Raw genomic sequence first — 23,840 nt, 5'->3', positions numbered from 1 at the left:
CGTGACCCACGTCACTTCAGCGCACGAAAAATGCCCCACACATACGCCGCCCACGGCCAGCGCCAGCAGTAGTTACCATAGCGCCATGTTCAGTTACCGCCACGCCTTCCATGCGGGCAACCATGCCGATGTGCTCAAGCACACGGTATTGATTGCCGCCCTGCAATACCTTACAGAGAAAGATGCCGCACTCACCGTGCTGGACACCCACGCGGGAGCGGGTCTGTACCGGCTCGATGGCGACTACGCCAAAACCAGCGCCGAAGCCGCCGACGGCATTCTGCGCCTGGCCGCTGCCAGCGCAAGCACACCGTTGACCCCGGCCTTGCAAGCCTATCTGGAGCTGGTGCGCAGCTTCAACACAGGCCATAGCACCAAGGTGTACCCTGGTTCGCCTTTCATCATCCAGCACCTGCTGCGCGCCCACGACAAGCTCAAACTGTTTGAGCTGCACCCCTCGGACATGCGCTCGCTGGCGGGCAACGTGGCCCAGCTGGAAGCGGGCCGCCAGGTGGCCGTGCTGCACGAAGACGGTTTTGAAGGCATCAAGAAGTTTTTGCCTCCACCGGCGCGCAGGGCGCTTGTGCTGTGCGATCCCAGCTATGAAATCAAGAGCGATTACGGCAAGGTGCTGGACATGGTGCAAGACAGCCTCAAGCGCTTTGCCACCGGCACGTATGCCGTCTGGTACCCGATCATTCCACGCCCCGAGGCGCATGACCTACCGCGCCGGCTGAAAACCATGGCGCAAAAAGCAGGCAAAAGCTGGCTGCACGCCACGCTCACCGTCAAATCCAGCAAGATCACCGAAACCCTGGAAGGCCAGACCAAGCGCCCCGGTCTGCCCGCCAGCGGCATGTTCCTCATCAACCCGCCACACACCCTGAAGGCGGCACTGAAAGACGCGCTACCCCAGATGGCAACCCTGCTGGCACAAGACAAGCACGCCACACACACGCTCGAATCGGGCAGTTAAAGCGTGCAGGCCCGGCGCTGCGGCGCAGGGCCTCAGGAGTCGGGGCATTCACCCTCGTCGGTGCTGTCGAACAGCGCCACCTGCTTGGTGCCCAAGTCCAGCATGCCCAGCGCATCTGCGGCAGCACGGCTCAGGTCGATGACCCGGCCAGGGGTATGCGGGCCACGGTCATTGATGCGCACCACCACCTCACGCCCCGTGGTCAGGCTGCGCACGCACACCAGCGAGCCAAAAGGCAATGTGCGGTGCGCGGCGGTCAGGGCGTGCATGTCAAAGCGCTCGCCGCTGGCGGTACGTTTGCGGTGCAATTGCGCGCCGTACCACGAGGCCAGGCCGTACTCCTGGCGCGGCGGCGTGATTTTCGACACCAAGGGTTGGTAGGCCGGGGTGTCCGCGCTCTCAGCATCGGCATCGGTATCGACACCAGCCCCTACGGCCAGCGCCCCTGCCAGCGGTGGACGCAGCCCCAGCTGGGGAGATTCTGCCGAGGGCGTCTGGGCGCCATCAGCATCGGTGGCATCGGCAGTGGCGGCCACATCGGGCGGTGCGCCAGACGGAGCGCCATCGGCCATGGCCAGCGCCGTGGTCAGCGCCAATGCGGCTGCCAACACCGCACCACGCACGCCCAGCCGCCAGCGGCCCGCCACTATCGAGAGCGTCATGTTCAGCACCTTTGCCAAAAAAACAGGGGCGGCCATGGTAGCGCACAGCCTGCGGCGACCTGCCTGCCAGGCCCGCAGGCAAAAAAAATCCCGCACATGGCGGGAGCTTGGGCACCAAAGCGCCAGGGGCTGCGCCAGGCCCGGAGGCGCGACGCAGCAGGGGCCGTCAACCTCAGAAGCGCCAGCCCAGACCCACGCCCACCAGCATGGGATCGACCTTGAAGCGGCCGATCTTGGCGCCCGCAGCCGACACATCGGTACGGATATAGACCTTCTTCACATCAAAGTTCAGGTACAGGTTTTTGGCCACGGGAATGTCCACACCCACTTGCAGCGCAGGGCCGAAGCTGTTGCGGTCCACCGTCACGCCAGCGGGCAGGTGGACTGCGCTCAGGCGCGTGTAGTTGATACCGGCGCCCACGTAGGGCTTGAAGCCCTGCGCGTCAAAGTGGTATTGCAGCGTCAGGGTGGGTGGCAGGTGCTTGAACGAACCGATGGCTGCACCGTTGGACGACAGCGTCTGCTTTTGCGGCACGGTCAGGATCAGCTCGACAGCCAGGTTCTTGTTGTAGAAATACGTGACATCGAATTCGGGCAGCCATTTGTCGTTGATCGACAGACCCAGGCCGGTGGAGTCGCCGTTGCTGCTGTCGAGGTGGACAGCGCGGGCGCGCACCATCCAGGAGCCTTCTTCAGCCTGCTGCGCAAACGCCGAAGCGCACAAAACAGAGCCAAGCACAGCGGCGGCAATAGCGTGTTTTTTCATGGGGAAATCATCCAAAAAGGGCAGGGAACATTCCCTGGGAAAAGATTGGAATCCTGCGCAGCGGCAAGGTGGTTGACGTGCATCAATCCCAAGCCGCCAGCGTGGCGCAAAAACATCGGCTGCAACGCGGCGCAGCCGGGCCAAGGCTCAATCGCGCAGGCCCAGGCGGCGGCAGATTTCCAGCGTGGCCGCGCTCTGGTTCATGGTGTAGAAGTGCAGCGCGGGCGCACCACCACGGCGCAGTTGTTCGCACAAGGTGGTGATGACATCCAGGCCGAACGCGCGAATGCTGGCCGTGTCGTCGCCAAAGCCTTGCAGGCGCAGACGCAACCAGCGCGGAATCTCGGCGCCGCAGGCGTCCGAAAAACGCATCAGCTGCGTGGCGCCCAGAATGGGCATGATGCCCGGCACGATGGGCACCTGTAGCCCCAGGCGCTGGGCGTCATCCACAAAGCGGAAGTAGGCATCGGCGTTGAAAAAATACTGCGTGATGGCCGAATCCGCACCCGCGCGCACCTTGGTGGCAAAAGCCTGCAAGTCGGCCTCGGGCGAGCGCGCCTGCGGATGGACTTCCGGGTAGGCGGCCACCTCGATGTGAAAGCTGCTGCCCGTTTCGGCACGGATGAAGGCGACCAGATCGCTGGCGTACTGGAACTCGCCGCCCACGCCGTAGCCGCTAGGCAAATCACCGCGCAGCGCCACCAGGCGCTGGACGCCCATGGCCTGCAACTGCGCCAGCTCGGCGCGCACCGAATCGCGCGTGGCGCCGATGCACGAAAAGTGCGAGGCCGCGCTCTGGCCCTCGGCCAGGATGTCGCGCACGGCGGCAAAAGTGCCTTCTTGCGTCGAGCCGCCCGCGCCATAGGTCACGGAACAAAACTGCGGCCCCAGCGCATACAGCTGCTGGCGCACGGCGCGCAGCTTGTCGGCGCCCTCGGGCGTCTTGGCCGGAAAAAATTCCACGCTGATCGGGTACGGCACGCCCGGCGCCACGCTGTCATGGGTTGCGGGGGTGGTGCTCGTTGCGCTGCTGGTGGTCATGCGCCTCTCCTGGCCAAAACAAAAAATTCACGGTTGCCATCGCCGCCGCTGATGGGGCTGTCCAGCCAGGCCTGCACCTGCAAACCTTGTGCGGCGCAGCACTCGCGGATGCGCTGCTCGACCACGGCGTACAGCGCCGCATCGCGCACGATGCCGCCCTTGCCCACCTGCCCCGGCTGCAGCTCAAACTGCGGCTTGACCAGCATCAACAGTGCGCCTTGCGGCGCCAGCAGCGGCACCAGCGCGGGCAGCACCAGCGTCAGCGAGATGAACGACAGATCGCCCACCACCACATCGAACTGCGGCGTGATGTCCACGTTCTGGCGGTCAGCGCGGCGGCGACGCTGCACCGGCAGCGTGCCAGCGGCACGCGCCTTGGCCCGGGCCGCACGCTCGGCCTTGAAGCGCTCGATGTCCTGCTCCTTGGCGTCGTCGCTGTCGTCGTATTCCTCATCGACCAGACCGCCGTTGCGCATCCAGCTGTAGGGCGCCTCGGGCTGGGTGTCGTTGTCCTCTTCTTCCTCAATGGCTTCGGACAGCGCCAGCTCGCAGGCTTCTTGCAGCGCCTCGGGTGTGAGCGCACGCGCGTTCAGGCCCTCGACGCAGACCACGCGCGCATCCTGGCGCAGGCGCTCGTGCAACTGGGCATGGCCCACATCCACGCCAATCACCTGCGCTGCACCTTGCTGCAACAGGCAGTCGGTAAAGCCGCCGGTGCTCTGGCCCACGTCCAGGCAGCGCAGGCTGGCCACCGACAAGCCTGTGGCCGCCAGCGCGCCTTCGAGCTTGAGGCCGCCGCGCGAGATGTATTTGGCCTCGGCGCTGTCGAGCAGCCGCACCTCGGCCACGGACGGGATCTCGTCCCCGTTCTTGACCACCTTCTGCCACGGCGCCAGCGGCGACAGGCGCCACTCCACCCCGGCCGCAATCAGCCGCTGCGCCTGCGAGCGCGTGGCTGCGTGGCCAAAATCCACCAAAAAAACATCTGCGCGCATGCGCCCATCCTTTATGTATCAAAAAGGCATCTAACGCCCGACTGGCGGGCGCAAGCAGCTATTATTTAAGTAGCGCTGCACCCAAAGCGCTCGCGCCCTGAAAACCAGCGCCGCAGCGCAACCGGCTTTGCCGGGACGCTAGCGGCGCCCCCCGCTGAAGGGGAAGGCGCGCAGCGCCTCAAAGCGGGTTCAATACCGGTAGCTGTCGGCCTTGTAGGGGCCGTTTTTCGGCACGCCGATGTAGGCGGCCTGGGCGTCGGTCAGCTCGGTGAGCATGGCGCCCACTTTCTTCAGGTGCAGGCGGGCCACTTTTTCATCCAGGTGCTTGGGCAGCACATAGACCTTGCCCGCTTCGTACTGGCTGGTCTTGGTGAACAGCTCGATCTGCGCGATGGTCTGGTTGGCAAACGAGGCGCTCATCACAAAGCTGGGGTGGCCGGTGGCGCAGCCCAGGTTCACCAGACGGCCCTTGGCCAGCAGGATGATCTTTTTGCCATCAGGGAACTGGATGTGGTCCACCTGGGGCTTGATCTCTTCCCACTGGTATTGCTCGATCGAGGCCACGTCGATTTCGTTGTCGAAGTGGCCGATGTTGCAGACGATGGCCTGGTCTTTCATGGCCAGCATGTGCTCGTGGCGGATCACGTCCTTGTTGCCGGTGGTGGTGACGAAGATATCAGCCTTGTCGGCGGCGTATTCCATCGTCACCACACGGTAGCCTTCCATGGCGGCTTGCAGGGCGTTGATGGGGTCGATTTCGGTCACCCAGACCTGGGCGCTCAGGGCGCGCAGGGCCTGGGCGCTGCCCTTGCCCACGTCGCCGTAGCCGGCCACCAGCGCCACCTTGCCGGCGATCATCACGTCGGTAGCGCGCTTGATGCCGTCCACCAGGGATTCGCGGCAGCCGTACAGGTTGTCGAACTTGCTCTTGGTCACCGAGTCGTTGACGTTGATGGCGCGGAACAGCAGCGTGCCCTTGGCCGACATTTCGTTCAGGCGGTGCACGCCGGTGGTGGTTTCTTCGGTCACGCCGATGATCTCGGCCGACTTGCGGGTGTACCAGGTGGCATCCACGGCCAGCTTGGCGCGGATGGCGGCAAACAGGATGGTTTCTTCTTCGCTGGTGGGCTTGTCGAGCACCGACAGGTCTTTTTCAGCGCGCTGGCCCAGGTGCATGAGCATGGTGGCGTCGCCGCCGTCGTCCAGGATCATGTTGGGGCCTTCGCCGGGGGTGCCAGCAGCGCCGAATTCAAAGATGCGGTGGGTGTAATCCCAATAGTCGGCCAGCGATTCGCCCTTGATGGCAAACACCGGCGTACCGCCATCAGCGATGGCAGCGGCGGCGTGGTCTTGCGTGCTGAAAATATTGCACGAGGCCCAGCGCACTGTGGCGCCCAGGGCTTCGAGTGTCTGGATCAGCACGGCGGTCTGGATGGTCATGTGCAGCGAGCCGGTGATGCGCGCGCCCTTGAGCGGCTGGCTGGCGGCAAACTCTTCACGGATGGCCATCAGGCCGGGCATTTCCGTCTCGGCGATGCGGATTTCCTTGTGGCCCCAGGCGGCCAGGGCGATATCGGCAATGGCGCAATCGGCGGGGGCGAAGGTTGTGGACGGTGCGTTCATGGTCAGCTCCAAACAGGTTTGAACAAACCACTGGCCGCTGGGGAGTCATGAAAAAAGCTCACCACACGGAAAGTGGATGAGCGTCGTTGCGAGATAGGGTTCCGAGCCTCACGCCCCGCTGTGTGTAGGGGGCGCTGCAACGCTCCTCGGAAAGCGCGGATTATACGGAAGCTGTGGCAGCGGTGGCGCAAGGCACAGGGCAATAATCCACGCCCAATCCGGCTCCAAGGCTTATACAGAAAGCGCAAGTAGCTATTAATTAAATAGCATTTCGAGGCTGACACACACCTGAAGACTCCAGACAATGCCTGCGCCAGTGGGCGTTTGTGGGTAGCGTCACCTGGGTGCAGCAGCGCCAGAGTTGGGGTATGGCCACGGCGCCACCCACTCCCCCCGGCTCGGTATTACCCCCTAGCGCACAACATCCCCACAGAGCACTTTAGGGGCGGTCAAGGTGTCAAAATGCTGTCACCGAGGCAACGTAAGCCGATGGAACGTGTGCGTGCAGACCCACCCGGTTGTGCGTTTTGGATTTCACCCCCACAAGGAGACCTTTTCATGAAAAAACATTTGCTGGCAATTGCCGTCACCGCACTGGCCGCAGGCAGTGCATTCGCCCAAGCGGGCGACACGCTGGCCAAGATCAAAGCATCGGGCAGCATCACGCTGGGCGTGCGCGAGTCGTCGGGCCTGTCGTACACCCTGGGCAATGGCAAATACGTGGGCTTTCACACCGAAATGGCCGAGCGCGTGATTGCCGATCTGCAAAAGCAGCTGGGCCTGGCCAAGCTGGAAACCAAGTACCAGCCCGTCACGTCGCAAAACCGCGTGCCCCTGGTAACCAATGGCACGGTGGACTTTGAGTGCGGCTCCACCACCAACAATGCGGCACGCCAGAAGGATGTGGCCTTTGCCGTCACCACCTATGTGGAAGAAGTGCGCACCGCCGTCAAAGCCAACTCGGGCATCAACTCGGTCAAAGACCTCAACGGCAAGAGCGTGGCCACCACCACGGGCACCACGTCGGTGCAAACCCTGCGCAAAAACGAGCGCGCTGGCGGCATCGACTTCAAGGAGGTCTATGGCAAAGACCATGCCGACAGCTTTTTGCTGCTGGAAACGGGCCGCGCCGACGCGTTTGTGATGGATGCCTCCATCCTGGCGGCCAACATCTCCAAATCCAAGAACCCGGCAGACTTCAAGATCGTGGGCGAAGTGCTGAGCGTGGAGCCCATCGCCTGCATGCTGCGCAAGGACGACACTGCCTTCAAGAAGGCCGTGGACGACTCCATCAAGCGCCAGATTGCCGATGGCTCGCTGGCCAAGCTCTACGACAAGTGGTTCATGCAACCCGTTCCGCCCACCAACACCAAGGTGGGCCTGCCCCTGTCTGAAGCCACCAAGGCCGCCTGGGCCACCCCCAACGACAAACCCATGGAAGACTACGCCAAGAAATAACTGGCAGTTCGCACATGCGCCCCTTCAAACTGATGTTTGAGGGGGCTTTTTTGTTGTGCCGGGTACGTTGAATAGACCCGTGGGCATACAGATTGAAGAAAGGGGAAATCCTATGAGCTGGGATTGGCAGGTGTTCTGTGAGGACACCATGAGCAGAACGGCAGTCCAGGGCTGCTTTGGCAAGGGTGGTGACATCACCTACCTGGACTGGATGCTGTCGGCCTGGGGCTGGACGGTGTCGGTGTCTTTGCTGTCGCTGCTGCTGGCGCTGGTGCTGGGTGCGCTGGTGGGCACGCTGCGCACGCTGCCGGGCAGACCGGGCATCGTGAAACTGGGCAACGCCTGGGTGGAGTTGTTCCGCAATATTCCGCTGCTGGTGCAGCTGTTCCTGTGGTACCACGTGGTGCCCACGGTGTTTCCGGCGATGAAGGCCGTGCCCGGCTTTGTGCTGGTGGTGCTGGCGCTGGGCTTTTTTACCTCGGCGCGCATTGCCGAGCAGGTGCGCTCGGGCATTGAGACCCTGCCGCGCGGCCAGCGCTATGCGGCCATGGCCATGGGCTTTACCACGTTCCAGAGCTACCGCTATGTGCTGCTGCCAGCGGCATTTCGCATCATCATTCCGCCGCTGACCAGCGAGACCATGAACATTTTCAAGAACTCGTCGGTGGCGTTTGCCGTGTCGGTGGCCGAGCTGACCATGTTCGCCATGCAGGCGCAGGAAGAAACCGCGCGCGGCATCGAGGTCTATCTGGCCGTCACGGCGCTGTACGTGGTGTCGGCCTTTGCCATCAACCGCATCATGGCCTTCGTGGAAAAGCGCGCCCGCATTCCTGGCCTGGTGGCAGCAAGCGCAGGAGGACACTGACATGACCGGGCTTGACTTTTCTTTCTACAACTGGGACCTGATCAGCAACTTCGTGCTCAAGGGGCTGTACTTCAGCGTCATGCTGACGGTGGTGGCCACCATTGGCGGCGTGCTGTTTGGCACCGTGCTGGCGCTGATGCGCCTGTCGGGCAAAAAGTGGCTGGATGTGCCCGCCACCATCTATGTCAACGGCATGCGCAGCATTCCGCTGGTGATGGTGATTTTGTGGGTGTTCCTGCTGGCGCCCGCGCTGATTGGCCGCCCCATTGGCGCCGAGGTGTCGGCGGTGATCACCTTCATCGCCTTTGAGGCGGCGTACTTCAGCGAGATCATGCGCGCGGGCATCCAGTCGATCTCACGCGGCCAGGTCTTTGCCGGCCAGGCCCTGGGCATGACCTATGGCCAGAACATGAAGCTGGTGATCCTGCCGCAGGCGTTTCGCAACATGCTGCCGGTGCTGCTGACGCAGACCATCATCTTGTTCCAGGACACCTCGCTGGTGTATGCCATTGGCGCCTACGACATGCTCAAGGGCTTTGAGGTGGCGGGCAAGAACTTTGGCCGCCCCATCGAGGCCTACCTGGCCGCTGCCGTGCTGTACTTTGTGATGTGCTATGCCCTGTCGTGGGGCGTCAAGCGCCTGCACAAAAAGATTGCCATCATCCGCTAAGACCGATATTCCAAGAGATTCGCCATGATTGAACTCAAAAACGTTTCCAAGTGGTACGGCAACTACCAAGTGCTGACCGATTGTTCCACCCGCATCAACAAAGGCGAGGTGGTGGTGGTGTGCGGGCCTTCGGGCTCGGGCAAGTCCACGCTGATCAAGACCATCAACGCCCTCGAACCCATCCAGCAGGGCGAAATCTGGGTGGACCGCGTGCCCGTGCACGACCCGGCCACCAACCTGCCCAAGCTGCGCAGCCATGTGGGCATGGTGTTCCAGCACTTTGAGCTGTTTCCGCACCTGTCGGTGACGGAAAACCTGACCATCGCGCAGATCAAGGTGCTGGGCCGCAGCGCCGACGAGGCCAAACAGCGCGGCCTGAAGATGCTTGACCGCGTGGGCCTGATGGCGCACAAAGACAAGTTCCCGGGCCAGCTCTCGGGCGGACAGCAGCAGCGCGTGGCCATTGCCCGGGCACTGTCGATGGACCCCATCGTCATGCTGTTCGATGAGCCCACCAGCGCCCTCGACCCCGAAATGGTGGGCGAGGTGCTGGACGTGATGGTCGGCCTGGCCCACGAGGGCATGACCATGATGTGCGTGACCCACGAGATGGGCTTTGCCCGCAAGGTGAGCAACCGCGTGATCTTCATGGACGTGGGCGGCAAAATCCTCGAAGACTGCACGCGCGACGAGTTCTTCAACCACCCCGAAGAGCGCCAGACCCGTACCAAAGACTTCCTCAACAAAATCTTGCAGCACTGAACCCGCAGCCGCTGCCCTTCCCCCGCACACACCCGCAGGCGCCTGGCGCACCTGCGGGTGTGTTTTTATATGTTTTTGCCCTCCAGCCCCGATGCAGAGGGCGCTACCAGCTATGAAATTTGAAGCAGTTTTATTCGATTGTGATGGGGTTTTGGTGGACAGCGAGCCCATCACCAACGGCGTGCTGTGCCAGATGCTCAACGAGGCCGGCTGGGCCTTGACGCCTGCGCAGTGCATGGAGTGGTTCATCGGCAAGACGGTGCGCAGCGAGGCCGAGCGCATCGAGGCCCACACCGGTCGCCCGCTCACCGACGCCTGGATGGCCGCCTTCTACGCGCGCCGCAACGCCCGGCTGGCCGCCGAGCTGCAAGCCATTGACGGCGCCGTAGAGGCCGTGCGCACCGTGCACGAGCGCCTGCAAGGGCGCATTGCCTGCGCCTCGGGGGCCGACCGCTTCAAGGTCGAGATGCAGCTGGCCCAAGTGGGCCTGGCGCCGTACTTTGCGGGCCGCATCTTCAGCGGCCACGAAATGCCCGCCACCAAACCCGCGCCCGACGTGTACCTGGCCGCCGCCGCCGCACTGGGCGTGGCGCCCGCGCGCTGCCTGGTGATTGAAGACACCGTGACGGGCGTGCAGGCCGGGGTGGCCGCTGGCGCCACCGTGGTGGGCTACAGCCCCAGCCCGGTGGGCCACGGCACACCCGAGGCGCTGCGCGGTGCCGGGGCCCAACACATCATTGCCGACATGGCCGCACTGCCCGGCTTGCTCAGTGGTTGGTAGCATTGCCACCGGGCGTGCGCACCCGCGCTTTGCTCACCCCCAGCCCATCCTTCAAGCTTATGCCCCTGCAAGCCGAACTGCACCATGTGATTTACGCCCTCTCCGACGCCCTGGATCTGGTCGGGGTGGACGACCTGTCCCACGGCAAGCGGGTGGGCGTGATGGCCGCCGAATGTGGCCGCGTGCTGGGCCTGGGGCTGCCGGAGCAGCATTTTCTGTTCGAGCTGGGCATGCTGCACGACATCGGCGTGTCTTCTACCCGCATGCACCAGCACCTGCTGGCCGAGTTTGACTGGGTGGGCTCGCAAGAGCATGCGGTGGATGGCTGCGCACTGCTGCAATCGTTTGCGCCACTGGCGGCCATGGCCTTGCCCATCCGTTACCACCACACCCCCTGGAGCGAGCTGAAAACGCTGGACCTGGCGCCCGAGGTGGCCTTGCAGGCCAACCTGATTTACCTGGTAGACCGGGTGGACACCCTGGCCGCGCCCTATTACGCCAGCAACGCCGTACTGGTTCATATGGCGCAAATCCGTACCGAAATCGCGCAGCGCAGCGGCTGCCATTTCGCGCCCGCGCTGGTAGAGGCGTTTTTGCAGGCTTCGCGCACCGAGGCGTTCTGGCTGCTGCTGGAGCCGCGTGCCATCCAGCAGGCGTTGCAGCACCAACTGGCACAGGCCACGCCCCTGCCCGCGCAGGGAATGCAAATCCGCCAGGCGGCTGCGCTGTTTGCCCGCATCGTCGATGCCAAAAGCCCGTTCACAGCACGCCACTCCGAGGGTGTGGCCTGCCTGGCCCGGCTGCTGGCCCAGCGCATGGGTGTGAGCGCCGACCACTGCGACAAGCTGGAGGTGGCCGGGCTGCTGCACGACCTGGGCAAACTGCGCGTGCCCGACGAAATCCTGGAAAAACCCGGTGTGCTGGAGCCCGACGAGCGCCAGATCATCCACACCCACAGCTTTGAAACCTTCCAGATTCTGCGCGGCATCCAGGGCTTTGAAGACATCGCCCTGTGGGCCGCCTACCACCACGAAGAGCCGGGCGGGCATGGCTACCCGTTCCATCTGGATGCGCGCACGCTGCCGCTGGAGGCGCGCATCCTGCGTGTGGCCGACATCTTCCAGGCCATGGTGCAAGACCGCCCCTACCGCGCCGGGCTGGACGCCGCCCAGGCCATGGCCTTCATGCACGAACTGGCGCAGGCCGGGCGCGTGGAGTGGCCCATTCTGGAGGCGCTGGAGCAAGACCTGGACGAAGCCATGGCCGCCGCCCACAGCACGCTGACCGACGCCGCCACGGCCTGAAACGCCCGCCCGCGCCAACGCAGCGGCCCTGCACTGGCCTCAGCCAGGCCGGGCGCTGCGCCGGAACTCGGCGGGCGATTGCCCCGTCCAGCTGCGAAACGCGCGGATAAAACTCTTGTCGTTGCCAAAACCCGCTTCGTGCGCCACCTGCTTGATGGGGCGGTCGGTGCGGTGCAGCAGGGCGATGGCGCGCTCGCGGCGCACCTCGTCTTTCAGCGCTTGCAGCGATGCCCCCTCCTCCTTGAGCTGGCGGTGCAGGGTGCGCGGCGACAGGTGCAGGCGCTGGGCCAGGGCCTCGGCGCTGTGGGCGGCGCCCGGGTCGGCGGCCAGGGCGTGGCGCACACGCTGCACCAGCAGGCGGTCGCGCCGGTATTGCAGCACCGTCAGCGGCAGGGCACGTTGCAGCATCTGGCGCAGCGCAGCCTCGTCGCGCTGCAAAGGCAGCGCCAGGTAGCGCGCATCCAAGCGGATGCTGGCCAGCGCCGCCCCCGCCACCGGGGCGCCAAACACCGTCGGCCCCGGAAACAACACCGCATAGGCGCTGTGGTGCGCAGGCCGGGCAAACGCAAACTGCGCCCCTTGCAGCGGAATGCGCGAGTCGATGAACCAGCAGGCCAGACCGTGGGCATTGCGCAGCACCGACACCGGACAGAACTCCTGAAACGGCCCCAGGTCACGGTGCGCAGTGAGCGAGAGCGTGGCCGTACCGCCCTCGCTGTGCAGGCGCAGTGTGATGGCCTCTTGCAGCAGGCCGTGGTGGCGGCACCAGCGCTGCAAGGCCACGCCCAGCGTGGGCGCGCTGATGGAGGCGCGCGCCAGCATGCCGTAGCTGCCCCAAGGCAGGCGGCGGCCAAACCAGCCCAGGGCCTCATCGTCGAGCGCCTGCATGGCCAGGCCCGAGAGCCGCTCGAACTGCCAGGCGGTGACACGGGCCTCAGGGTTTACCACTTCTTGTGGCGCGATTTGTGCCTGCGCCAGCAGCGGACCGGGGGGCACACCGGCGCGTGTGCAAGCCTGCACAATGGCCTGCACAAAAGCCATGGGCGTAGCGGCAGGGCCGCCGGGAAGGGGCGATGACAGGGTGGCAACCGGTGCCGTGGCAGGAGCGTGATTCACCAACCGCAGTGTGCGTTGCCGTGGCGCAATTTGCAACCCCGCTGGCAACCTCAAAACCAGCGAAGGGCGTATTCTTGCCGTTCGTGTCGTGGCATACCCACACCGCGCAGCCTGGCGTGACCGCCATGGCGCACGCCCTATTTCTTGCACCCGGAAAGACCACCATGCCCGTTTTGCAGAGCCAACTCAACGCCCGCTCGGCCGACTTTCAGGCCAACGCCAGCGCCATGCGCGCGCTGGTCGCTGACCTGAACGCGCACCTTGCCACCATTTTTGCGGGCGGTGGCGAAGCCGCCCGCGCCAAACACACCGCCCGTGGCAAGCTGCTGCCGCGCGAGCGCGTGCAAATGCTGCTCGACCCCGGTACGCCGTTCCTGGAGCTGGCCCCCCTGGCCGCACTGAACATGTACAACAACGACGCCCCCGGCGCGGGCCTGATCGCTGGCATTGGCCGCGTCAGCGGCATCGACTGCATGATCGTGTGCAACGACGCCACCGTGAAGGGTGGCACCTACTACCCGCTCACCGTCAAAAAGCACCTGCGTGCGCAGGAAGTGGCCCAGCAAAACCACCTGCCCTGCATTTACCTGGTGGACTCGGGCGGTGCCAACCTGCCCAACCAGGACGAGGTCTTCCCCGACCGCGACCACTTTGGCCGCATCTTCTTCAACCAGGCGCAGATGAGCGCCCAGGGCATCGCACAAATCGCCGTGGTCATGGGCTCTTGCACAGCGGGCGGCGCTTACGTGCCTGCCATGAGCGATGAATCCATCATCGTGAAAAACCAGGGCACCATTTTTCTGGGTGGCCCGCCGCTGGTCAAAGCCGCCACGGGCGAGGTCGTCACCGCCGAAGACCTGGGCGGTGGCGATGTCCACACGCGCCTGTCGGGCGTGGCCGACCACCTGGCGCAAAACGACATGCACGCGCTGGCCCTGGCGCGCAATGCCGTGCGCAATTTGAATAAAAACAAGGCTCCAGCGCCCGCCGATACTGCGCCAACAGCTCCTAATTTTGCAGCAGAAGAGCTGTACGGCGTGATCCCCGTGGACACGCGCAAGCCCTTTGATGTGCGCGAAATCATCGCCCGCATCGTCGATGGCAGTGAGTTCGACGAGTTCAAGGCCCGCTACGGCACCACGCTGGTCACGGGCTTTGCCCGCATCGAAGGCATGCAGGTGGGCATCATTGCCAACAACGGCATTTTGTTCAGCGAATCGGCCCTCAAGGGCGCGCACTTCATCGAGCTGTGCTGCCAGCGCAAGATTCCGCTGGTGTTCTTGCAGAACATCACCGGCTTCATGGTGGGCCGCAAGTACGAAAACGAAGGCATCGCGCGCAACGGCGCCAAGATGGTCACGGCGGTGGCCACGGCCAGCGTGCCCAAATTCACCATCATCATCGGCGGCAGCTTTGGCGCCGGTAACTACGGCATGTGTGGCCGCGCCTACTCGCCGCGCTTCTTGTGGATGTGGCCCAACGCGCGCATTTCCGTGATGGGCGGCGACCAGGCCGCTGGCGTGCTGGCCACCGTCAAGCGCGATGGCATCGAAGCCAAGGGCGGCAGCTGGAGCATGGAAGAAGAAGAAGCCTTCAAAGCGCCGATCCGCCGCCAGTACGAAGACCAGGGCCACCCCTACTACGCCAGCGCCCGCCTGTGGGACGACGGCGTGATCGACCCCGCCGACACGCGCCGCGTGCTGGCGCTGGGCCTGTCGGCCACGCGCAACGCGCCGATTGAAGACACCAAGTTCGGCATCTTCCGCATGTAACCCCACGGGGAGCTTCCATGGACGCTGTGGCCCACTTCACCCAACTCGCACGCTACAACGTGTGGGCCACGGTGCGCCTGCTCGATGCCGTGCGGGCGTTGCCTGAAGAGGCCTATCGGCACGATGTGGGCCTGTTCTTCAACAGCATCCACGGCACGCTCAACCACCTGCTGGTGGGTGAGCACCACCTGTGGTTTGTGCGGTTTGCCGAGGGCATTTCACCCAAGGTGGCGCTGGACACCGAACTGGAGAGCGACCGTGCGCGGCTGGATGCCCGCCTGCGTGAAGGTGCTGCCCGCTGGGCACCGCTGATCGCTTCGTTCTCTCCAGACCGTTGGGGCGGCACGCTGGACTACACCACCATGCGTGGCACAGCGGCATCGTTGCCTTTTGCGGCCACGCTGGCGCATGTGTTCAACCACGGCACGCACCACCGGGGCCAGATCACCGCCGCATTGACCGCCCTGGGCCAGCCCTGCCCTGAGCTGGACCTTGTTTACTTCTTGCAAAACCCATCCAAGCCATGAGTCAGAACCTGTCCATCACCCAAACTGGCGCCGTGGCGCGCATCACGCTCACGCAGCCCGAGGTGCGCAACGCCTTCAGCGACGAGGTCATTGCCGAGATCACCGCAGCCTTCACCGAGGTGGGCGCGCGCCCCGACGTGCGCGTGGTGGTGCTGGCCGCCGAAGGCCCAGCCTTTTGCGCCGGTGCCAACCTGAACTGGATGCGCCGCATGGCCGACTACACCCGCGAGGAAAACCTCATCGATGCGGGCAAGCTGGCCCAGATGCTGCGCGTGATTTATGAATGCCCCAAGCCCACCATCGCCCGCGTGCAGGGCGATGTGTACGCCGGTGGCATGGGCCTGGTGGCCACGTGCGACATGGCCGTGAGCGTGGATACGGCAGGCTACTGCCTGAGCGAAGTCAAGCTGGGGCTCATCCCCGCCACCATCAGCCCGTATGTGATCCGCGCCATGGGCGCACGCGCCGCGCACCGCTACTTTTTGACCGCCGAACGCTTTGACGCTGCCGAGGCACTGCGCACCGGTTTTGTCCACGCGGTGGTCGCGCCCGATCAGCTCGACGCCAAGGTGGACGAGCTGGCCCGGGCCATCACCGTAGCCAGCCCCGACGCCGTGCGCGCCTGCAAAAAGCTGGTGCAAGACGTGGCCGAGCGCGACATCAACGCACAACTGATCGCCGCCACCGTGGAAGGCATTGCCGACATCCGCGCCAGCGAACAAGGCCGCGAGGGCGTGCAGTCTTTCCTGCAAAAACGCAAACCCGGCTGGCTGGCCTGAAATTCCTGGAGAAATTCACCATGTTTAAGAAAATTCTGATTGCCAATCGCGGCGAGATTGCCTGCCGCGTGGCCGCTACGGCGCACCGCATGGGCATCAAAACCGTGGCCGTCTATTCCGACGCCGATGCCCACGCCAAACATGTGGCCGCCTGCGATGAGGCCGTCCACATCGGCGCCAGCACCCCCAAGGAAAGCTACCTGCGCTGGGAACGCATCATCGAGGCCGCAAAAGCCACGGGCGCCCAGGCCATCCACCCCGGCTACGGTTTTCTGAGCGAGAACGACGAATTTGCCCAGGCTTGTGCCAAAGCAGGTCTGGTGTTCATCGGCCCGCCCGCCTCCGCCATCCAGGCCATGGGCCTGAAGGCCGAATCCAAGCGGCTGATGGAGCAAGCCCAGGTGCCCCTGGTGCCGGGCTACCACGGCGCCGACCAAGACCCGGCACTGCTGCAGTCCGAGGCCGACCGCATCGGCTACCCCGTGCTCATCAAGGCCAGCGCGGGCGGCGGTGGCAAGGGCATGCGTGTGGTCGAGCACAGCGCAGACTTTGCCGCTGCCCTGGCATCGTGCCAGCGCGAAGCCATCAACAGCTTTGGCAACGACAACGTGCTGATTGAAAAATACGTACAGCGCCCGCGCCATATCGAAATCCAGGTGTTTGGCGACACCCACGGCAACTGCGTGTACCTGTTCGAGCGCGATTGCTCGGTGCAGCGGCGCCACCAGAAGGTGCTGGAAGAAGCCCCCGCCCCCGGCATGACGCCTGAGCTGCGCGCCCGCATGGGCGAAGCTGCCGTGGCCGCTGCGCGCGCCGTGAACTACGTGGGCGCAGGCACGGTGGAGTTCATCGTCGAGCAGCCCGGCGGCTACGAACACCCCGAGCAGATGAAGTTCTACTTCATGGAGATGAACACCCGCCTGCAAGTGGAGCACCCCGTCACCGAAGCCATCACGGGCCAAGACCTGGTGGAGTGGCAACTGCGCGTGGCCTCGGGAGAGCCCCTGCCCTGCAAGCAAGAAGACCTGCGCATCACCGGCCACGCCATTGAAGCGCGCATTTGCGCAGAAAACCCCGAGAACCACTTCCTGCCCGCCACCGGCACCCTGACCGTGTACCGCAAGCCGCATTGCACCAGCTTTGCACGCGGCGAAGTGCGCTTTGACGACGGTGTGCGCGAAGGCGATGCCATCAGTCCGTTCTACGACCCGATGATTGCCAAGCTCATCGTCCACGGCGACACGCGCGAGCAGGCGCTGGCCCGGCTGGACGAAGCGCTGGCGCAAACACACATCGTCGGCTTGGCCAACAACGTGCAGTTTTTGCGTCTGGTGGCGCGCAGCCCCGCGTTTGCCAACGCCCAGCTCGACACCGCCCTGATCCAGCGCGAGGCCGCCGTGCTGTTTGGCCAGGAACTGGTGGGCCTGCCGCTGGCCGCTGCCGCTGCCGTGGCACAAACCCTGCTGGCCGAACAGCGGCTGGCGGGCACCGACCCCTTCAGCCAGCGCGACGGCTGGCGCTCGCATGGGCGCACGCAGCGGCGCTTTGCCTTTGAATTTGGCGGCGCCCAGGCCAGTGCCGTGCTGACCTACCAGGGCGGCGGCGCACTGGACTTTGCCGTGCAGCCCCCCGAGGGCCACGGCGCGGCCACCAGCGGCGCGCTGGCGTTCAAGGCGCTCTGCGATAACCGCATCGAGTTGGAGTTTGCCGGTGAGCGCACGCTGGTCAGCGTCTATGCCCAGGGCGAAACCGAGCATGTGTTCAGCGCGCGCGGTGCCACGCAGATTGTCGAAATCGACCTGCTGGCGCACGCTGGCGAAGTGGCCGCTGAAGGCGGTCGCCTGACGGCCCCCATGCCCGGCAAGGTGGTGTCGTTTGCCGTGCAGGCCGGTGACAAAGTCAGCAAAGGCCAGCCCCTGGCCGTGATGGAGGCCATGAAGATGGAGCACACGATTGCCGCGCCGTTCGATGGCGTGGTGGCCGAGCTGCTCTACGCCCCGGGCGACCAGCTGACCGAGGGCGCCGAGCTGCTCAAACTGGTGGCTGCCAGCGCCGCCTGAGCATGACCAGCTGCGGCACAAGGTGTGTGCCGCGCCGGACTGCGCTGGCGGGGCAATGGCGTTACGCTCTCGCGCCATGAAAATCACTTTTTGCTGCACCGATACCAAAGCCGAGCCCTGGTTACAGGGCTTGCGCGCGGCCCTGCCACAGGCGGACATCACTGTCTGGCAAAGCGGTGCCCCGCTGGCCGACTACGCCGTGGTCTGGGCACCGCCCCAACAGTTTCTGGATGAGCAGCAAGGCATACAGGCCCTGTTCAATATTGGCGCGGGCGTCGATGGCCTGCTACAGCGGCGCCTGCCTGCCGGCGCGCGCGTGGTGCGCCTGGACGACGCGGGCATGGCCGTGCAAATGGCCGAATATGTGTGCCATGCCGTTATCCGGCATTTCCGCGAGTTCGACGGCTACGAGGCCGACCGGCAGGCCGGGCGCTGGGCCTACCGCAAGCCACGCCTGCGCCAGGATTTTGCGGTCGGGGTGATGGGCCTGGGCGTGCTGGGCGAGCGCGTGGCCCAGGCGCTGGCGCAGTTCGAGTTTCCGGTCAACGGCTGGAGCCGCTCGCCCAAAGCCGTCGCGGGCGTGCGCGCCTTCAGCGGTGCGGGGCAGTTCAACGACTTCCTCGCTGCCAGCCGCGTACTGGTCAATTTGCTGCCCCTCACGCCCGACACAGCCAACATCATCCACCGCGACACGCTCTCCCGCCTGCAGCCGGGCGCTTACGTGATCAACGTGGCGCGCGGCGCGCACCTGGTTGATGACGACCTGCTGGCCTTGATAGCCAGTGGCCACGTGGCGGGCGCCACGCTGGACGTGTTCCGCACCGAACCGCTGCCCGCCGCCCACCCGTTCTGGCAGCACCCGAACATCACCGTCACCCCCCACACCTCGGCGCGCACGCTGCGCGACGAAAGCATTGCCCAGATCGCCCGCAAAATCACTGCGCTACAGCGCGGCGAGGCCATTGCCGGGGTGGTGGAGCCCGCGCGGGGGTACTGACAACGCACGCCCAGAAAAAACCCCCAAGCAACCTGGCCGCCGAGGCAGTGGTGTTGAAGGGGGCCGTGTTGGCTGGGACTTTACAGAAAATTTGATGGAGCCAATAGCACAACCATGAACCTTGCCAACCTTCCCACCCGCGTCAAACTCATCGACGTAGGCCCGCGCGACGGCCTGCAAAACGAGAAAACCCCCGTGCCTGCCGATGTCAAGATCAGCCTGGTGCAGCGCTTGCAGGACGCGGGCCTGCAAGAGATCGAAGTCACCAGCTACGTGAGCCCCAAGTGGGTGCCGCAGATGGCCGACAACCACGCCGTGATGCAAGGCATCGCCCGGCGCAGCGGCGTGCGCTACTCGGTGCTGACGCCCAATCTGCAAGGCTATGAAGCCTCGGTGCAAGACCGGCCCGACGAGATCGTGGTGTTTGGCGCAGCCAGCGAGGCCTTCAGCCAGAAGAACATCAACTGCTCGATTGCCGAGAGCATTGAGCGCTTTGCCCCGGTGGTGGCGGCGGCGCGCGCAGCCGGTATTGCGGTGCGCGGCGCCATGAGCTGCACCGTGGGCTGCCCCTACGAGGGCGAGATCGCCCCCGAGCGTGTGGCCTACCTGGCGGGCCTGATGCGCGGCATCGGCGTGCAGCGCGTGGACGTGGCCGACACCATCGGCGTGGGCACGCCGCGCAAGGTGCAGCGCGCCATCGAAGCGGCGTTGCAGCACTACGCCATTGACGAGGTGTCGGGGCATTTTCACGACACTTATGGCCAGGCGCTGGTCAACACGCTGGCGGCACTGGAGCTGGGGGTGTGGAACTTCCAGTCCTCCGTGGCGGGCCTGGGCGGCTGCCCCTATGCCAAGGGCGCCACGGGCAACGTGGCCACCGAAGACCTGGTGTACCTGCTGCACGGCATGGGCATTGACACCGGCATCGACCTGGACAAGCTGATTGATGCCGGCGTCTACATCAGCGACTTCCTGGGCCGCAAAAGCGCCTCGCGCGTGGCGGTGGCCGTTCTGAACAAACGCGCTGGCTGAGCACAACACCCCACACCATTGACCATGAACGCTATCAAACCAATAGCTGCTCGCGCAGAACTGCTGCGCGCTGCGGGCTATTTTGACCCAAATTCTGACGAGGACATTCCCTCGCCCTGCATCTCGGTGTGCCGCATGACCGAAGACCGCAGCCACTGCGAGGGGTGCTTTCGCACCATCCCCGAGATCCGCGCCTGGGCCGGGGCCGACCGGGCGCAGCGCCTGTCCATCTGGACGCAGTTGTCGCAGCGCGCGGGGGTGGCCTTTGCGCCCGTACCTGCCGCCCAGGAGAACGCATGAAGCACATCACCTTCTACCTCGACTTTGTCTCGCCCTACGCCTGGCTGGCGTTTGAACGCCTGCCGCAGGCGCTGGAGGGCCTGAGCTACAGCGTGGAATACCGCCCGGTGCTGCTGGGCGCGCTGCTACAGCAGCAGGGCAACCCCGGCCCGGCGGGCATTGCGCCCAAGCGCGACTGGACGTACCGCCATGTCACCTGGCTGGGCCACGCGCTGGGCGTGCCGCTGCACATGCCCGCGCGCCACCCATTCAAGCCGCTGCCGCTGCTACGCCAGGCGCTGGCGTGCAGCCACGACGGCAGCATCAACCGCTTCACAGCGGGCACGCTCTTGCGCCATGTCTGGCAAGGCGGGCACGACGCACTGGACGCCACGCGGCTGGAGCAACTGGCCCAGGCGCTGGCGCCGCAGGTGCAGCCCGGCGACGACGACGGCGCGCGCGCCAAGGCGCTGCTGCGCAGCAACACCGATGCCGCTGCCGCGCGCGGTGTGTTTGGCGTGCCCGCCTTCGAGGTCGATGGCAAGCTGTTCTGGGGGCTCGACGGCCTGCCCATGCTGCGCGCCTATCTGGAGGGCGATGCCTGGTTTGCCACCGGCTGGGACGCCGCTGCAAGCGTGGAGAAAGGCATCCCGGGTTGAATGGGCGCCATGCCCAACGCCTTCAACTTTGCCGCTTCTCCCTTTGACTGCCTGACGCCCGACGAGCGCGGGCTGGTGCGCCAAAACGTCGATATTGCCTACTTCCCCGAGGGCGCCGTGGTGCTCGATGTGGGTGTGGTGCCCACGCATTTGTTCGTGCTCATCAAAGGCTACGTCACGCAGACCGAGGGCGACGAGGTGCTGGCCACCTATGGCCCCGACGACACCTTTGATGGCCGGGGGCTGGTGGCCGGGCGCGTCAGCAGCCGCTTCGTGGCCGCCGAAGAAGTGGTGGCCTACCAGCTCACCCACGAGGCGGTGAACACACTGATTGCGCGCAACACCACCTTTGGCGCGCTGCTGTTTTCCGACATCGGGCACAAACTCAGCACACTGGCCCAGCGCGGCGACCAGCACGAGCTGCAATCGCTCACGCTGGCGCGCGTCGATCAAGCCTACCTGCGCCCGGCGCACAGTGTGGACGCACAGACCGACATTATCTCGGTGGTGCGCATCTTCCAGGCCCAGCGCACCACCAGCGTGCTGGTCACGGGCCTGCCTGGCGGGGCGACGGGCATTTTCAGCAACACCACGCTCCAGCGCGCCATCCTCGATGGCCGCCCGCTGGCGCAATTGGCGGTGGGCGAGCTGGCCAGCAGCCCGGTGGTCACGGTGCGCACCAGCGACCAGCTGGGCGACGCCATGGCCCAGCTGCTGCGCAGCCGCATCCACCGGCTGGTGGTGCTGGACGAGGCCGGGCAGGTGCGCGGCATTCTGGAGGCGCTGGATTTGTTCAGCTTTCTGGCCAACCACTCGCACCTGATCACGGTGCAGATCGAGCAGGCCAGCGACCTGCCCGCGCTGGCGCAGGCCGCAGCGCAGATCACACGGCTGATTGCGCTGCTCTACCGGGGCGGCACCCGCATCAGCCTGATGACCACGCTGGTGCAGCAGCTCAACGCCCGCTTGTTTGAGCGCGCCTGGGCCATGGTGGCGCCGCCCGAGCTGGTGGCCCACAGCTGCCTGTTCGTGATGGGCAGCGAGGGGCGTGGCGAGCAACTGCTGAAAACCGACCAGGACAACGGCCTGATCCTGCGCGACGGCTACCAGCCGCCCGACGATTTGCAGGCCATTTGCCAGCGCTTTTCGCAGGCGCTGGCCGACTTTGGCTACCCCGAATGCCCCGGCCATATCATGGTGAGCAACCCACAGTGGCGCGCCAGTGCCAGCGAGTTTGGCCAAAAGGCGCGCCAGTGGCTGCTGCTGCCCGATGCCGACAGCCTGATGCATTTGGCCATCTTCATGGACGCCCACGCCGTGGCGGGTGATGCCAGCTTGCTGGCCGCTGTGCGCGAGCGCCTGGTCACGCTGGCCACCGACAGCGATGCCATGCTGGGCCGCTTTGCCGCCGCCGTGGAAGCTTTTGGCAGCAGCACCAGCTGGTGGAACCGCTGGCTGGCGCGCAGCGATGGGGCGCAGCACCTGAACCTGAAAAAAGAAGGCATCTTCCCCATCGTGCACGGCGTGCGCAGCCTGGCGCTGGCCCAGCGCGTGGCGCCCACCAGCACGGCCGATCGCATCGCCGCGCTGGTGGCAGACGGCACCTTGAGCAGCGCCCAGGGCGATGAACTGACCGAGAGCCTGTATTTTTTGATGGGCCTGCGCCTCAAAGCGGGCCTGGCCGAGCTGGACACGGGCCGCGCTGTCAGCGGCGAAGTCGCCCCCGAGCGCCTGAGCAGCCTGGAGCGCGACCTGCTCAAAGACACGCTGTCGGTGGTCAAGCGCTTCAAGGTGCTGCTGCACCACCGCTTCCGCCTGGACGCCCTGTGAGCGGGGCCTGCCCATGACCACCGCCCTGCCCACCTCCCTCGCCCCCGCCACGGGGCCACGGCGCTGGTGGCAATCGGTGCAGCGCCAATGGCAGCTGCGCCAGCTCACCGACCCGGCATTTGCCTTTTTGTTCGACCCGCCGCCGCCCGATGAATGGGTGTCGCTGGACTGCGAAACCACCGGCCTGAACGTGCGCAGCGACGAAATCATCTCGATTGGCGCCGTGCGCATCGTCGGCCAGCGCATCCTGACCAGCCAGCGCCTGGAACTGCTGGTACGCCCCGACAAGGGCGTGTCGGCAGAGAGCGTGCGCATCCACCGCCTGCGCAGCAGCGACGTGGCCCAGGGCCTGGCGCTGGACGAAGCCATGCGCCAGCTGCTGCACTTCATCGGTAGCCGCCCGCTGGTGGGCTACTACCTCGAATTTGACGTGGCGATGCTGCAACGCGCCATCCGCCCCCTGCTGGGCGTGGGCCTGCCCCAGCCCAAAATCGAAATCTCGGCGCTGTACTACGACCACAAATTCCGCCAGCTGCCGCCCTACCAGCAGCACGACAACGCCGACATCGACCTGCGCTTTGACACGCTGATGGCCGACCTGCAACTGCCCCGGCGCGATGCGCACGACGCGCTCAACGATGCGGTGATGGCGGCGCTGGCCTTCATCAAGCTGCGCCAGCTGCACCACGGGCACTGAACCTGCACCGCTGCCGCACGCGCAGCGGGCGGCCAGAAAAACCCAAGCCAAAAGAGCCTCAAGCGCCCGCAGAATGGGCGCCAATGGCTATCTTTTTAATAACATTTTGCGCAATCCCAGCGCGGCCTGGCTGCGGTATCGAGATGCGTGCGGATGCAAAAAAGCCGGGCGCTGCGGCCCGGCTTTTTT

General features: G+C 65.2%; 23 protein-coding genes and 1 riboswitch. Of the genes, 17 read left to right on the top strand and 6 right to left on the bottom strand.

What is annotated here, in order from left to right; translation table 11 throughout:
• Window positions 1–85: 85 nt before the first annotated feature.
• Window positions 86–976, top strand: coding sequence for a 23S rRNA (adenine(2030)-N(6))-methyltransferase RlmJ (locus tag EV674_RS11285; RefSeq protein ID WP_119012730.1), 891 nt, complete (start codon window positions 86–88; stop codon window positions 974–976).
• 32 nt (window positions 977–1,008) lie between these two features.
• Here EV674_RS11285 and EV674_RS11280 read toward each other — a convergent pair whose 3' ends face one another.
• The 5 genes from EV674_RS11280 to ahcY form a co-directional block, all read right to left on the bottom strand.
• The gene (locus tag EV674_RS11280) at window positions 1,009–1,674 is read right to left on the bottom strand and encodes a septal ring lytic transglycosylase RlpA family protein (RefSeq protein WP_241524898.1); all 666 of its coding nucleotides are present in this window, start codon (window positions 1,672–1,674) and stop codon (window positions 1,009–1,011) included.
• Window positions 1,675–1,810: 136 nt separating this feature from the next.
• Window positions 1,811–2,404 carry an OmpW/AlkL family protein gene (locus EV674_RS11275; RefSeq protein WP_119012651.1) on the bottom strand — a complete coding sequence of 198 codons (594 nt, stop codon included), beginning with the start codon at window positions 2,402–2,404 and terminating at the stop codon, window positions 1,811–1,813.
• 147 nt (window positions 2,405–2,551) lie between these two features.
• The gene (metF, locus tag EV674_RS11270) at window positions 2,552–3,445 is read right to left on the bottom strand and encodes a methylenetetrahydrofolate reductase [NAD(P)H] (RefSeq protein ID WP_119012652.1); all 894 of its coding nucleotides are present in this window, start codon (window positions 3,443–3,445) and stop codon (window positions 2,552–2,554) included.
• Entirely contained in the window at window positions 3,442–4,440 is a 999-nt protein-coding gene (locus tag EV674_RS11265; RefSeq protein WP_119012653.1) for a TlyA family RNA methyltransferase, read from the bottom strand. The genes metF and EV674_RS11265 overlap by 4 nt, the downstream gene beginning before the upstream one ends.
• A 189-nt stretch (window positions 4,441–4,629) precedes the next feature.
• A complete protein-coding gene (gene ahcY, locus EV674_RS11260) occupies window positions 4,630–6,063 on the bottom strand; it encodes an adenosylhomocysteinase (protein WP_119012654.1) in 1,434 nt (477 codons plus the stop codon).
• 71 nt (window positions 6,064–6,134) lie between these two features.
• A riboswitch (S-adenosyl-L-homocysteine riboswitch) is annotated at window positions 6,135–6,217 on the bottom strand.
• Between the two features lie 404 nt (window positions 6,218–6,621).
• On the opposite strand from ahcY, the gene EV674_RS11255 reads away from it, so the two are divergent.
• The 6 genes from EV674_RS11255 (at window position 6,622) to EV674_RS11230 (ending at window position 11,903) form a co-directional block, all read left to right on the top strand.
• Complete coding sequence (locus EV674_RS11255) at window positions 6,622–7,521, top strand: amino acid ABC transporter substrate-binding protein (protein ID WP_119012655.1); 900 nt, start codon at window positions 6,622–6,624, stop codon at window positions 7,519–7,521.
• A 112-nt stretch (window positions 7,522–7,633) separates the two neighbouring features.
• Window positions 7,634–8,386: an amino acid ABC transporter permease gene (locus EV674_RS11250; RefSeq protein ID WP_119012656.1), complete on the top strand. Its 753-nt coding sequence runs from the start codon at window positions 7,634–7,636 to the stop codon at window positions 8,384–8,386.
• Between the two features lies 1 nt (window position 8,387).
• On the top strand, window positions 8,388–9,056 hold the full coding sequence (locus EV674_RS11245; protein ID WP_119012657.1) for an amino acid ABC transporter permease: 669 nt from the start codon (window positions 8,388–8,390) through the stop codon (window positions 9,054–9,056).
• Window positions 9,057–9,080: 24 nt separating this feature from the next.
• Window positions 9,081–9,818, top strand: a complete 738-nt coding sequence (locus tag EV674_RS11240) for an amino acid ABC transporter ATP-binding protein (RefSeq protein ID WP_119012658.1) — start codon at window positions 9,081–9,083, stop codon at window positions 9,816–9,818.
• Between the two features lie 112 nt (window positions 9,819–9,930).
• Window positions 9,931–10,599 (top strand): HAD family hydrolase, encoded by a 669-nt coding sequence (locus EV674_RS11235; RefSeq protein WP_119012659.1) that lies wholly within the window; start codon window positions 9,931–9,933, stop codon window positions 10,597–10,599.
• 59 nt (window positions 10,600–10,658) lie between these two features.
• A complete protein-coding gene (locus tag EV674_RS11230; protein WP_119012660.1) occupies window positions 10,659–11,903 on the top strand; it encodes an HD-GYP domain-containing protein in 1,245 nt (414 codons plus the stop codon).
• 39 nt (window positions 11,904–11,942) lie between these two features.
• Here EV674_RS11230 and EV674_RS11225 read toward each other — a convergent pair whose 3' ends face one another.
• On the bottom strand, window positions 11,943–12,944 hold the full coding sequence (locus EV674_RS11225; RefSeq protein ID WP_119012661.1) for an AraC family transcriptional regulator: 1,002 nt from the start codon (window positions 12,942–12,944) through the stop codon (window positions 11,943–11,945).
• A gap of 239 nt (window positions 12,945–13,183) precedes the next feature.
• Here EV674_RS11225 and EV674_RS11220 point away from each other — a divergent pair, with 239 nt between their 5' ends.
• The 10 genes from EV674_RS11220 (at window position 13,184) to EV674_RS11175 (ending at window position 23,651) form a co-directional block, all read left to right on the top strand.
• Window positions 13,184–14,791 (top strand): carboxyl transferase domain-containing protein, encoded by a 1,608-nt coding sequence (locus EV674_RS11220; protein WP_119012662.1) that lies wholly within the window; start codon window positions 13,184–13,186, stop codon window positions 14,789–14,791.
• A 17-nt stretch (window positions 14,792–14,808) separates the two neighbouring features.
• Entirely contained in the window at window positions 14,809–15,318 is a 510-nt protein-coding gene (locus tag EV674_RS11215; protein ID WP_119012663.1) for a DinB family protein, read from the top strand.
• The gene (locus EV674_RS11210) at window positions 15,315–16,097 is read left to right on the top strand and encodes an enoyl-CoA hydratase/isomerase family protein (RefSeq protein WP_119012664.1); all 783 of its coding nucleotides are present in this window, start codon (window positions 15,315–15,317) and stop codon (window positions 16,095–16,097) included. The genes EV674_RS11215 and EV674_RS11210 overlap by 4 nt, the downstream gene beginning before the upstream one ends.
• 20 nt (window positions 16,098–16,117) lie before the next feature.
• A complete protein-coding gene (locus EV674_RS11205; RefSeq protein WP_119012665.1) occupies window positions 16,118–18,157 on the top strand; it encodes an acetyl/propionyl/methylcrotonyl-CoA carboxylase subunit alpha in 2,040 nt (679 codons plus the stop codon).
• Window positions 18,158–18,233: 76 nt separating this feature from the next.
• Window positions 18,234–19,154, top strand: coding sequence for a 2-hydroxyacid dehydrogenase (locus EV674_RS11200; protein ID WP_119012666.1), 921 nt, complete (start codon window positions 18,234–18,236; stop codon window positions 19,152–19,154).
• Window positions 19,155–19,268: 114 nt separating this feature from the next.
• Window positions 19,269–20,186 (top strand): hydroxymethylglutaryl-CoA lyase, encoded by a 918-nt coding sequence (locus EV674_RS11195; protein ID WP_119012667.1) that lies wholly within the window; start codon window positions 19,269–19,271, stop codon window positions 20,184–20,186.
• Between the two features lie 24 nt (window positions 20,187–20,210).
• Window positions 20,211–20,486: a DUF1289 domain-containing protein gene (locus EV674_RS11190; protein WP_119012668.1), complete on the top strand. Its 276-nt coding sequence runs from the start codon at window positions 20,211–20,213 to the stop codon at window positions 20,484–20,486.
• Window positions 20,483–21,124 (top strand): 2-hydroxychromene-2-carboxylate isomerase, encoded by a 642-nt coding sequence (locus EV674_RS11185; RefSeq protein ID WP_119012669.1) that lies wholly within the window; start codon window positions 20,483–20,485, stop codon window positions 21,122–21,124. Before EV674_RS11190 ends, EV674_RS11185 begins: the two co-directional genes overlap by 4 nt.
• Before the next feature lie 9 nt (window positions 21,125–21,133).
• Window positions 21,134–22,954, top strand: coding sequence for a DUF294 nucleotidyltransferase-like domain-containing protein (locus EV674_RS11180; protein ID WP_119012732.1), 1,821 nt, complete (start codon window positions 21,134–21,136; stop codon window positions 22,952–22,954).
• A 13-nt stretch (window positions 22,955–22,967) separates the two neighbouring features.
• A complete protein-coding gene (locus EV674_RS11175) occupies window positions 22,968–23,651 on the top strand; it encodes a 3'-5' exonuclease (protein WP_119012670.1) in 684 nt (227 codons plus the stop codon).
• The last annotated feature ends 189 nt before the right edge of the window (window positions 23,652–23,840 follow it).

Origin of the sequence: Simplicispira metamorpha (assembly GCF_004341365.1) — a bacterium.
Lineage (GTDB): Bacteria > Pseudomonadota > Gammaproteobacteria > Burkholderiales > Burkholderiaceae_C > Simplicispira > Simplicispira metamorpha.
Note: the sequence above shows the minus strand (reverse complement) of the source record. Positions and strands in the feature narration are given on the sequence as shown.